General features: G+C 67.0%; 10 protein-coding genes. 3 read left to right on the forward strand and 7 right to left on the reverse strand.

Going from position 1 to position 11,273, the window contains the following annotated elements; genetic code table 11:
* Positions 1 to 146: 146 nt before the first annotated feature.
* Positions 147 to 359, forward strand: coding sequence for a hypothetical protein (locus IAE41_RS04070; RefSeq protein WP_079222433.1), 213 nt, complete (start codon positions 147 to 149; stop codon positions 357 to 359).
* Positions 356 to 616, forward strand: coding sequence for a hypothetical protein (locus tag IAE41_RS04075; protein ID WP_200732185.1), 261 nt, complete (start codon positions 356 to 358; stop codon positions 614 to 616). Before IAE41_RS04070 ends, IAE41_RS04075 begins: the two co-directional genes overlap by 4 nt.
* A 206-nt stretch (positions 617 to 822) precedes the next feature.
* On the opposite strand, the gene gstA is transcribed toward IAE41_RS04075, so the two are convergent.
* A complete protein-coding gene (gene gstA / locus IAE41_RS04080) occupies positions 823 to 1,425 on the reverse strand; it encodes a glutathione transferase GstA (protein ID WP_200732186.1) in 603 nt (200 codons plus the stop codon).
* A gap of 125 nt (positions 1,426 to 1,550) precedes the next feature.
* Here gstA and IAE41_RS04085 point away from each other — a divergent pair, with 125 nt between their 5' ends.
* Complete coding sequence (locus IAE41_RS04085; protein WP_234458284.1) at positions 1,551 to 2,447, forward strand: LysR family transcriptional regulator; 897 nt, start codon at positions 1,551 to 1,553, stop codon at positions 2,445 to 2,447.
* On the opposite strand, the gene IAE41_RS04090 is transcribed toward IAE41_RS04085, so the two are convergent.
* The 6 genes from IAE41_RS04090 to IAE41_RS04115 form a co-directional block, all read right to left on the reverse strand.
* Positions 2,439 to 2,816, reverse strand: coding sequence for a hypothetical protein (locus IAE41_RS04090; RefSeq protein ID WP_200732188.1), 378 nt, complete (start codon positions 2,814 to 2,816; stop codon positions 2,439 to 2,441). The two genes, IAE41_RS04085 and IAE41_RS04090, sit on opposite strands and share 9 nt — an antisense overlap.
* 211 nt (positions 2,817 to 3,027) lie before the next feature.
* The gene (gene lpdA / locus IAE41_RS04095; protein ID WP_200732189.1) at positions 3,028 to 4,464 is read right to left on the reverse strand and encodes a dihydrolipoyl dehydrogenase; all 1,437 of its coding nucleotides are present in this window, start codon (positions 4,462 to 4,464) and stop codon (positions 3,028 to 3,030) included.
* Positions 4,465 to 4,527: 63 nt separating this feature from the next.
* Positions 4,528 to 5,715: a dihydrolipoyllysine-residue succinyltransferase gene (gene sucB / locus IAE41_RS04100; RefSeq protein WP_200732190.1), complete on the reverse strand. Its 1,188-nt coding sequence runs from the start codon at positions 5,713 to 5,715 to the stop codon at positions 4,528 to 4,530.
* Between the two features lie 40 nt (positions 5,716 to 5,755).
* Positions 5,756 to 8,587 carry a 2-oxoglutarate dehydrogenase E1 component gene (locus IAE41_RS04105; protein ID WP_200732191.1) on the reverse strand — a complete coding sequence of 944 codons (2,832 nt, stop codon included), beginning with the start codon at positions 8,585 to 8,587 and terminating at the stop codon, positions 5,756 to 5,758.
* 186 nt (positions 8,588 to 8,773) lie between these two features.
* A complete protein-coding gene (locus tag IAE41_RS04110) occupies positions 8,774 to 9,676 on the reverse strand; it encodes a GNAT family N-acetyltransferase (RefSeq protein ID WP_200732192.1) in 903 nt (300 codons plus the stop codon).
* A 3-nt stretch (positions 9,677 to 9,679) separates the two neighbouring features.
* The gene (locus tag IAE41_RS04115; protein WP_200732193.1) at positions 9,680 to 11,089 is read right to left on the reverse strand and encodes a cupin domain-containing protein; all 1,410 of its coding nucleotides are present in this window, start codon (positions 11,087 to 11,089) and stop codon (positions 9,680 to 9,682) included.
* Between the last annotated feature and the right edge of the window lie 184 nt (positions 11,090 to 11,273).

Genomic DNA, 11,273 nt, shown 5'->3' on the forward strand with positions numbered 1-11,273 from the left:
AGCGGCGGCACCGGGCCAAGCCCGGCGACCGCCGCTGCACCGGGTTTCATCGCCCCCAGCCCGGTTTCGTCGCAATCCGTTTGCGGCGGCCGCGGGCGCGCGGCACGGTGGTCACAGGCGGCAGGGTGCCGCCCAAGGAGACCGTCATGAAGACCTTGTTCGCGCTGGGCGTGTGGTGCCTGCTGTTCGTGCTGTGCTGGCCGTTGGCGCTGCTCGCGCTGATTGCCTGGCCGTTCGTCTGGCTGCTGAGCCTGCCGTTCCGCCTGGTCGGCATCACCTTCTCGGCGTTGTTCGCTTTCCTGCGTGCGCTGTTCATGCTGCCGGCCCGCGTGCTGGGCGGCCGTGCGGTGGCGGCATGAAGGTGCTGCTGGTTGCCCTGGCAGCGCTGGCCGGCCCGGCACTGGCGCAGTCGCCGGTACCGTCCTCGGCGTGGTTGGAGCGCCAGCAGACGGCCGCTGCCGATGAGGCGGATGCGGCCGGGTTGAGGTCTGCGAAAGCGCCCGAGGCCAAGGAGCGCTGTCGGGTCGTGAAGCAATGGAAGGTGGGGGACACCGTGGTCAAGCATCGCGTGTGTGATGACCCGCCAAAGCCGGCGGCCCCCGCCCGGCAGGGGTAGGGCCGGGCATCGGCCAGCCGAGCATGGGCTCGGCGCTACAATGGGGCTGCCGTCTTCTGTAGAGCCGAGCCTGCGCTCGGCTGCTTTTTGCATCGGCCAGCCGAGCATGGGCTCGGCTCTACAATGGGGCTGCCGTCTTCTGTAGAGCCGAGCCTGCGCTCGGCTGTTTTTTGCACCGGCCAGCCGAGCATGGGCTCGGCGCTACATCAGGCCGCCTCGGCGCGCAGCGCCGCCTGCACCGCCGGGCGCGCATTGATCCGGCGGACGTAGGCCTCCAGTGCCGGCCATGCCGCAAGGTCGATGGCAAAGATGCGGCACCAGCCGAGCACGGTGAACAGATAGGCGTCGACCACGCTGAAGGCGGCGCCCATCAGGTAGTCCTGTGCCGCCAGCGTCTCTTGCAGCAGGTCGAAGCGCTTGAACAGTTTCTGCCGGAAGAAGGCCTTGGCCTCGTCCGGCAGCGCCGCATTGAACAGCGGCGCCGAGCCGGCGTGGATCTCGCTGGTCACGAAGTTCAGCCATTCCTGCAGCCGCACGCGCTGCCAGCTTGCAGGTGGCGGCGCCAGGCCGCTGTCCGGCCGCAGATCGGCCAGGTACTGGACGATGGCCGGGCCTTCGCCGAGCACCTGCCCGTCATCCAGTTCAAGTGCCGCGACATAGCCCGTGCGGCTGATGGTGCGGAAATCGCGGCCATCGCTGGTGCGCTTGGTCGCGTTGTCGACCTTCACCAGTTCGAAGGGAAGGCCGAGTTCGCGCAGCACGATATGGGGCGAGAGCGAGCAGGTCCAGGGTGCGTAGTACAGCTTCAAGGGGAGCCTCCGGTGGCAGGGAAATGGCAGGAGCCTGCCGATCCAGGGCAGTCTGCCCAGCGCGAGCGCGGTGGTAAAATTAATGTTCGACTCCATTGCCATAAGTTGAGCTACTGCATCACATGATGAATCTCGCGCATTGGCGGTTGCTGGTGGCCGTGGCCGACGAGGGCACGATCTCGCGCGCGGCTGACCGCGTCGGCATCACCCAGTCCGGCGCCAGCCAGGCCATCGGCCAGCTGGAGGCCGCACTCGGCTTTCCGGTGTTCGTCCGCGAGCGCCGCCAGGTGGACGTCACGGCGCTGGGCCAGCAGGTGATCGATCACGCGCGGCGCATGCTGGACGGCCTGCAGGCCATCCGCGCGCTGGCTGATGACAGCCAGGGGCTGAGCGGTGCGCGCATCCGCCTGGCAACGTTCCCCTCGATCGTTTCGACCGTGCTGCCGGCACTGCTGCGCGACTTCCAGCGCCGCCACCCGGGCATCGAAGTGGTGGTGGTGGAGGGCACCGACGAGGAGGTCGAACAGTGGCTGGCTTCGGGTGCGGTCGAGGTGGGCGTGGTGCTGAATCCTGCACCCGCGCGATTGCCGCTGGCCCTGGGGAGCGATGCGTGGGTGGCGGTGCTCGCGCAGGCACATCCCTTGGGGCGGCGCGCCACCGAGCGCGGAATCGCGCTGGATGAACTGGCTGCCGAGCCCTTCATCCTCGCCACAGGCGGGTGCACCGTGAATGGCCGGCGGCTGATGGAGGACGCAGGCCTGCAACTGGCCGACGTGCGGATCACGGTGCGCGACTGGGCCAGCGCCTGCGTGCTGGTGCGCGAGGGACTGGGCGTTTCGCTGGTGCCCGAATCGACCCTGCCGTTGGATCGTCAGGGGCTGCGGGTGCTGCCCATCACCCCGGGCATCCGCCGCGTGTTCGGCCTGGTCTGTTCCCCGGCGGCGCCCGCATCGCGGGCAACGCAGGTCTTCATGCAGGTACTGGGCGCGGCGGCTGCCGCCAGTGAGTCCGGGTCAGCGTGAACCCGCTGCCGGCGGTGCAGGGACGACCTGCTGCTGGCCATCGCTGTACATCATCATGATTTTCTCGCCGCGGTAGGGCAGCACGACCACCGGCCGCCACGGATCGTCCTTGGGCGAGGTGGCCTTGGCCGTGACAGTACAGCCGCTGTCCTTGACGCCGCAGCGGCGGATGGCGATCTGCAGGGTGCCGTCGGTGGAGCGGTAATCGACGCCAGGTGAGTGGAACAGGGTTTCGCCCGGCATGCTGTAGCGGATCCGGATCTGGTTGGCGCCGAGCGGGCTCACTTCAACCGGCTGTACCGAGGCCCTGCGGTAGTCGCCTTCCAGCGGTTCGGCTGCGCAGGCCAGCAGCGGAGCAAGGGTTGCCATCAACATCACTGCAGCGGCGCGCGACGTGCGGGCGAGGGGAGTCGAGCGCATGGACTTTCCTTCCTTGGTCAGATGCCCCCGATCATTGAACCGCAGCATTGCAGGGTCAAGACACGCGGCGCTGTTGCAGGCAACAAAAAACCCCGCCGAAGCGGGGTTTTTCGTCTGCAGGTACGTGCCGACCAACGGTCGGCACCTACCATGATGCAGATCAGTTCGCCTTGTGGATGGCGCGCTTGCTGACCGCCATCGCCGCGTCGTGGATCACTTCCGACAGCGACGGGTGGGCGTGGCAGATGCGGGCCAGGTCATCGGCCGAACCGCTGAACTCCATGGTCAGCACGCCTTCGTGCACCAGCTCGGAGACGTTGGCGCCGACCAGGTGCATGCCGAGGATGCGATCGGTTTCGGCATGGGCCAGGATCTTCACGAAACCTGCCGGCTCGATCATCGCCACGGCACGACCGTTGGCGGCGAACGGGAAGCTGCCGGCCTTGTACGGAATGCCTTCGGCCTTCAGCTGCGCTTCGGTCTTGCCGACCCAGGCCAGTTCCGGCTCGGTGTAGATGACCCACGGAATGGTGTCGAAGTTGACGTGGCCCGGCAGGCCGGCGATCAGCTCAGCCACCGCGATGCCTTCCTCGAAGCCCTTGTGCGCCAGCATCGGGCCGCGCACGCAGTCACCCACTGCCCAGACGCCATTGACGCCGGTGTGGCAGTGCGCGTCGACTTCGATCTGGCCACGCTCGTTGACCTTCACGCCGGTGCCTTCGGCCAGCAGGCCCTTGGTGGCGGCGCGACGGCCGACGGCCACCAGCAGCTTGTCCACGGTCAGGGTCTTTTCGCCTTCGCTGTCGGTGTAGGTGACAACGACTTCCTTCTTCTTGCCCTTGCCGGTGATCTCGGTCTTGGAGACCTTGGCACCGAGGCGGATGTCCAGGCCCTGCTTCTTGAATTCCTTGGCAGCGGTCTTGGCCACTTCGGCGTCGGCCACGGCCAGGAACTCCGGCAGTGCTTCCAGGATGGTGACTTCAGCGCCCAGGCGCTTCCACACGCTGCCCAGTTCCAGGCCGATGACGCCGGCGCCGATCACGGCCAGGCGGTTCGGCACTTCGGTGAAGTCCAGGCCGCCGACGTTGTCGACGATGGTGTCGCCGTCGAACTTGGCGAACGGCAGTTCGATCGAATCCGAACCGGCGGCGATGATGACGTTGGTGCCCTTCAGTTCGACTTCCGAACCGTCGTGCTGCTTCACCTTGACCACGTTGCCCGGCTGCAGTTCACCGAAACCGTAGTAGGTGGCGACCTTGTTGGCCTTGAACAGCATGGCGATGCCGCCAGTGAACTGCTTGACGATCTTGTCCTTGCGGCCAACCATCGCTTCGACGTCGATCTTGGCATCCTTGAAGCTGATGCCGTGGTCGCCAAAGATGTGGCCCATGTTCCAGAACTGGCGCGAGGAATCCAGCAGCGCCTTGGACGGGATGCAGCCCACGCGCAGGCAGGTGCCGCCCAGTGCCGGCTTGCCGTCCTTGCCCAGCGCTGCGTCGATGCAGGCGGTCTTCAGGCCCAGCTGTGCCGCGCGGATGGCAGCGTGGTAACCGGCCGGGCCTGCACCGATGACGACGACGTCGAATTGTTCAGCCATTGAATTATTCCTTGATGCATTACCAGAACCCCTCCGCGCGGGCGCGGAGGGGCGGGAGGTCTCTTACAGGCCGAACAGCATGCGGCCCGGGTTTTCCAGCTGGTTCTTGATGTCCACCAGGAACTGCACCGAGTCCTTGCCATCGATGATGCGATGGTCGTAGGACAGGGCCAGGTACATCATCGGCGCGATCACGACCTGGCCGTTCTGGGCGATCGGACGCTCCTTGATGGCGTGCATGCCCAGGATGGCGCTCTGCGGCGGGTTGATGATCGGGGTCGACAGCAGCGAACCGAAGGTGCCGCCGTTGGTCACGGTGAAGGTGCCGCCCTGCAGTTCGTCCAGGCCCAGCTTGCCGTCACGCGCCTTCTTGGCGTAGTCGGCAATGGTCTTTTCGATGTCGGCGAACGACATGCGCTCGACGTTGCGCAGGACCGGGGTGACCAGGCCCTTCTCGGTGGACACGGCGATCGAGATGTCCGAGTAGCCGTGGTAGATGATGTCGTCGCCGTCGATCGAGGCGTTGACCAGCGGGAAGCGCTGCAGGGCGTTGGCAGCGGCCTTCACGAAGAAGCTCATGAAGCCCAGCTTGATGCCGTGTGCCTTGACGAACTCGTCCTGCAGGTCCTTGCGCGCGGCCGACACCTTGGACAGGTCGACTTCGTTGAAGGTGGTCAGCATGGCGGTGGAGTTCTTCGACTCCATCAGGCGCTCGGCGATGCGCTTGCGGATGCGGGTCATCGGCACGCGTTCTTCCGGACGTGCGCCACCGGCCTTGCCGGCGCCGCCGTTGCGGGCGAAGTTGACGATGTCTTCCTTGGTCACGGCGCCGCGACGGCCGGTGCCGTCGACGTCAGCCGGGTTCACGCCTTCGGTGATGGCGGTGAAGCGGGCACCCGGCGGCAGGGTGTCGGCAGCCGACTTGGCAGCCGGGGCCGGAGCGGCCGCAGCGGCCGGGGCAGCGGCTGCAGCCGGAGCGGCTTCAGCGGCCGGAGCCGGGGCAGCAGCCACGGCGCCTTCTTCGATGATCGCCACGACCTGGCTGGAGGTCACGGTGTCGCCTTCCTTGAACTTGATCTCCTTGATCACGCCATCGACCGGCGACGGCACTTCCAGGACGACCTTGTCGGTTTCCAGGTCAAGCAGGTTTTCGTCGCGCTTGACGGCGTCGCCCACCTTCTTGTGCCAGGTGGCGATGGTGCCGTCGGCGACGGATTCGGGCAGTACCGGGGCTTTGACTTCGGTGGCCATTGCGGGAGCTTCCTGGTTTGTCTTCTAAATAGGGGGAGGGTTATTCAGCGAACGTGTCGTTGAACGGGTTGACCAGTGCGTCGGCGACCAGCTGCTGCTGTTCGCGGACGTGGTCAGCCATGTGACCGGCAGCCGGCGAAGCCGAACGTGCGCGACCGGCGTAGTGCAGGCTCTGGCCATCGGCCAGGCAGAACTGCAGGTGGTGGCGGATCTGGTACCACGCACCCTGGTTCTGCGGTTCTTCCTGCGTCCACACCACGTCGGTGGCCTTGCCGTACTTCTTCAGTTCGGCGGCCAGCAGCGCACGCGGGAACGGGTACAGCTGTTCCACGCGGATGATCGCCACGTCGTCCTGGCCACGCTTGGTCTGGTCTTCCAGCAGGTCGTAGTAGACCTTGCCCGAGCACAGCACCACGCGCTTGACCTTCTTGGCATCGGCATTGGCATCGCCGATCAGGTGCTGGAACTCGCCGTTGGCCAGCTCGTCCAGGGTCGACACGGCCAGCTTGTGGCGCAGCAGCGACTTGGGCGACATCACCACCAGCGGCTTGCGGGTGGTCAGGTGCAGCTGGCGGCGCAGCATGTGGAAGGCCTGTGCCGGGGTGGACGGAACCACGACCAGCATGTTTTCCAGCGCGCACAGCTGCAGGAAGCGCTCCAGGCGCGCCGAGCTGTGTTCCGGGCCTTGGCCTTCATAACCGTGCGGCAGCAGCAGGGTCAGGCCGGAAATACGGCCCCACTTGGCTTCGCCGGCGGCGATGAACTGGTCGATCACCACCTGGGCGCCGTTGGCGAAGTCGCCGAACTGGCCTTCCCAGATGCACAGGGTGTTGGGATCGGTGGTCGAGAAACCGTACTCGTAGGCCATCACCGCTTCTTCGCTCAGCAGCGAATCGATGATGCTGGCCTTTTCCGGCGAATCCACCAGCTGCCGCAGCGGCAGGTAGTAGTTGTCGGTCTTCTGGTCGTGCAGGATCGCGTGGCGGTGGGTGAAGGTGCCGCGGCCGACGTCCTGGCCGACCAGGCGCAGGGCATTGCCCTCGTCCAGCAGGGTGGCGTAGGCCAGGTTCTCGGCAAAGCCCCAGTCGCCCGGGATTTCGCCGGCGGCCATCTTGCGGCGGTCGTCGTAGACCTTCGACACGCGCGAGTGCAGCTGCACTTCTTCCGGCACGGTGTTGATCAGCTTGGCCAGCTCGACCAGCTTGTCCTTGTCCACCTTGGTGGAGATCTCATCGGACAGCTTGCCTTCCAGCAGCTTCGGCCAATCGACGAACAGCGGGCTGGTCGGCGGGGTCTTCTCGACCTTGGCCAGTTCGGTGGTCACTTCGCCACCGTCCAGCTTGTCGCGGTACGCATCGACCATCGCCTTGCCGGCGCCGGCGGCGATCACGCCTGCCTTTTCCAGCTGCTCGGCGTACAGCTCACGGGTGGTCGGGTGCTTGCGGATCACCTGGTACATCAGCGGCTGGGTGATCGCCGGTTCGTCGGCCTCGTTGTGGCCCCAACGGCGGTAGCACATCAGGTCGATGACCACGTCCTTGGCGAACTTCTGGCGGAACTCGAAGGCCAGCTGCGCGGCGAACACGACCGCTTCCGGATCATCGCCGTTCACGTGCAGCACCGGTGCGGCGATCATCTTCGCCACGTCGGTGGCATAGCGCGTGGAGCGCGTATCCAGCGGGTTGGAGGTGGTGAAGCCGACCTGGTTGTTGACCACGATGTGCACGGTGCCGCCGACGGCGAAGCCGCGGGCCTGCGACATCTGGAACAGCTCCATGACCACGCCCTGGCCGGAGAAGGCCGCGTCGCCGTGGATGAGGATCGGCATGACCTGCTTGCGGGCGGTGTCCTTGCGGCGCTCCTGGCGCGAACGCACGGAACCGGCAACCACCGGGTCGGCGATTTCCAGGTGCGACGGGTTGAACGCCAGCGCCAGGTGCACCGGGCCACCGTCGGTGGCCACGTCGGCCGAGAAGCCCATGTGGTACTTCACGTCGCCGGCCGAGGCGTGCTCGTCGTGCTCGAACTTGCCTTCGAACTCGTCGAACAGCTTGCGCGGGTTCTTGCCGAGGGTGTTGACCAGCACGTTCAGGCGGCCGCGGTGGGCCATGCCGACGACCACGTCCTTGACGCCATCCTTGCCGGCGCTGCGGATGATGGTGTCCATCATCGGGATCAGCGAATCGCCGCCTTCCAGCGAGAAGCGCTTCTGGCCGACGTACTTGGTGTGCAGGTAGCGCTCGAGGCCTTCGGCGGCGGTCAGGCGCTCCAGCGTGCGGCGCTGGGTGTCAGCGTCCAGCTGGTAGTTGCCACCGGCCAGTTCCAGCTTCTTGTAGATCCACTGGCGCTGCTCGACTTCGGCGATGTGCATGAACTCTGCACCGATCGAGCCGGTGTAGGTCGCCTTCAGGCGTGCCAGCAGGTCACGCAGCTTCATGCGCGGCTGGCCGCCGACGCCGCCGGTGCTGAACTCGCTGTTGAGATCGCCGTCGGACAGGCTGTGGAACGGCAGGCCCAGGTCCGGGGTGTTGACCGGCGTGGTCAGGCCCAGCGGGTCCAGGCGCGCGTCGAGGTGGCCGCGCGAGCGGTAGGCAGTGATCAGACGACCGACATTGCGCTCACGCTCGTCGCCTGCACCCGTGCCGGTGCCGGCCTTCAGCGCATCCTTGGCCGCGTCCGCGATGTGGGAGATGACGGCCGAGTGCGGAATGTCGCCTGCTTCACGGCCCTTGAAGCCGTCGAAGTAGGTTTTCCATTTGGGATCGACACTATCCGGGGAGACCAGGTACTGCTCGTACAGGTCCTCGACATAGGAGGCGTTGCCGCCGGCGAGTTGCGAAGATTGCGCAAACTGCTTCAGTTGATTGTCCACGATGGAGGGTGCTGATTCGCTTTGTGGGGTATGGCTTCAGAAGGACCCTGCAGGAAAATGAATAGCCCTGCACGGGCGCGTTCAAACGGCCAAATTGTACCCCCATCCGGACACGAAGGGGCACCGCCAACGGCATTGCGCGTCCCCCGGTGTCGCTCCCAGACAGGTTTGTCCGGGACAGCGCGCTCAGATGCCGAGCGCGCGCAGTTCGCTGCAATCGCGCGAACGGTCCCAGACGCGCTGCAATTGCTGCTCGAACGGCTGCGAACGTGCCGGCAGCGCGATCCCGGCTTCGCCGTCCAGCCGATGGCCGATAAGACGAAAGTAGAAGTCGCCCGCGTCATTGACCAGGCAGGCCGAGGCCAGCGCACGGTCGATCGGATCGCTGACCTCGCGGAACTGGATCACACTGGGCAGGCGCTGGGCCAGGGCCAGCAGCGGGGAACCGGCAGCAGCAATCGCGGCCGCGTCGTGCACGATCACCCGCAATTGCTTGTCGTGGCGGGCGGTGACGAAGCGGCGCAGGGCCGCCTGCACCGGCGCTGCATCGAGCAGGCCGGGGTCGAGCTGGCGGCTGTGCAGCCACAGCTGGCGCCGCGCCCGGTGGATGATGGCGGTGGTGATGGCCACGGCCTCGGCGCGGCTGTCGATGGCGCTGGCCACGCCCAGCCGGCGGCGCATCTGCTGGTGGCCGATGCCGGCCTCCTCGAACACCTCGCCTTCGGGCAGGAAGCCCTGGCGGGCGTAGAAATCACGGGCCGGCAGCTGCGCGTGCAGGTGCACTTCGGCCAGGCCGAGCGTGCGCCCGGCCTCGACCAGTGCATCCAGCAGGGCCTCGCCGACCCCCTGGTTACGGTGGCTGGCCAGCACCGCCATGCGGCCGATGCGGCCATCGGGGGTGAGCCGGCCGGTGCCGACCGGCTGGCCATCGGCGTCCAGGGCCAGCGCGTGGGCGCTGACCGGGTCCAGCGCATCACGCTCAAGCTCGGCCGCGATGCCCTGTTCCTGCACGAACACCCGCTGCCGCACGCCGTGGATGGCGGCGTGGGCGTCGGCGTGGTTGACCTGCTGGACCCGGATGGTGGCCATGGCTCAGGCGCGGCCGTCGTTGCTGTCGTCTTCGTCGTGGTCTTCGAAGTTGACGATGACCTCGATGCCGTCGTCGTGCACGTTCACGGTGTGCACGTCGTCGGAGACCACCTCGTCGTCGAGCTCGGCCACCTGGTCGTGGCCTTCGACCACTTCGCCCAGCACTGCGGCGTCTTCGTCCTCGTCCTCGGCGTCATACACCTCGTTCGGGTCGATCAGCTGGAACACGCCGCCGACCAGCAGCTGCTGCAGCACCGCGCGGCCCTTGTGGGACAGACCACGGTAGGCCGCCGCGTCCAGCTGCTCGGCGCCGGCCAGGCGCTGTGCGTCCTTCACCGGCAGGGCGAAATCCTGGCCGCTGACATACAGGCTGGCGCCGCGCTTGGCCCGGCGCCAGGCCAGGCGTGCCCACGGGTGGCGCTGCAGCAGCAGGCCCGAAGCCAGCGCCTGCACCACTTCTTCCGGTGCCGGTGCCGCCTGATGGGCCATCACTTCGCCCGCGGCGCGGTAGGTGGTGATGAAGCGGCCGAACCAGTCGCCCAGCTTGTCCGGGTCGTTCATGCGGATGGCGTTGAGCGCGGTGATCACCCGTGCCATCGCCACCGTATCGATTTCGTTCGGATCGGCCGGGACCTTCAGGTCGGGATCCTGGTAACGGATGTTCTCGTCGGCATCGGCGATGAGCGTGTCCAGGTAGTCGCTGATCAGCTCGGCCGAGGCCGGCGCACGCATGCCGAAGGAGAAGGTCAGGCAGGGGTCTTCGGCCACGCCGTGGTGCGGCACGTTCGGCGGCAGGTACAGCATGTCGCCCGGCGCCAGCACCCAGTCGTGGGTCGGCTTGAACACCTGCAGCAGCTTCAGTTCCACGTCCGGGCGGAAGCCCAGCGGGGGCCGCTTGCCCTTGATCGATTCGCTGGCGTCGATCTGCCAGCGGCGGTGGCCGTGGGCCTGCAGCAGGAACACGTCGTACTGGTCGACGTGGGCGCCGACCGAGCCACCGGTGGCGGCGAAGCTGATCATCACGTCATCCATGCGCCAGCGCGGCAGGAAGCTGAAGTGCTCGATCAGGGCGCGCACGTCCGGGTCCCACTTGTCGACGTCCTGCACGAGCAGGGTCCAGTCGCGGTCGGGCAGGGCGGGGAACACCTCTTCCTGGAACGGGCCGCTGCGCACGCGCCAGCCGTCCTGGGCCTTGTCGTGCTGGATCAGGCGCGCCAGCACGCCTTCCTCGCAGGCCAGCCCGGCCAGGTCTTCCGGCTGCACCGGGGTCTGGAAGTCGGGGAAGGCATTGCGGATCAGCAGCGGGCGCTTCTGCCAGAAGTCGCGCAGGAACGTGGCCGGGGCCATGCCCAGCGGCTTGCCGGGGCGGGCGGTGACTTCGATGAGGGGAGCGGTGGACTTGCGGGCGGCCATGGGGGATTCCTTGCAGCGGAAAGCGGGAGGGGCGGCGTGGCGGGCCGCCTGAGATCTCCATTGTCCGCCGTTCGTGGGGATTGCGCACGTGCGCGGGTTTGTCGCGGGGGTTCCGGCCAACGGCGGAGCCCCTCGTGGCGACCTCTTGGTAGGGTCGACTGTTAGTCGACCGGCTTCATGGGCT

It is taken from the genome of Stenotrophomonas sp. S39, from assembly GCF_016624665.1.
Lineage (GTDB): Bacteria > Pseudomonadota > Gammaproteobacteria > Xanthomonadales > Xanthomonadaceae > Stenotrophomonas.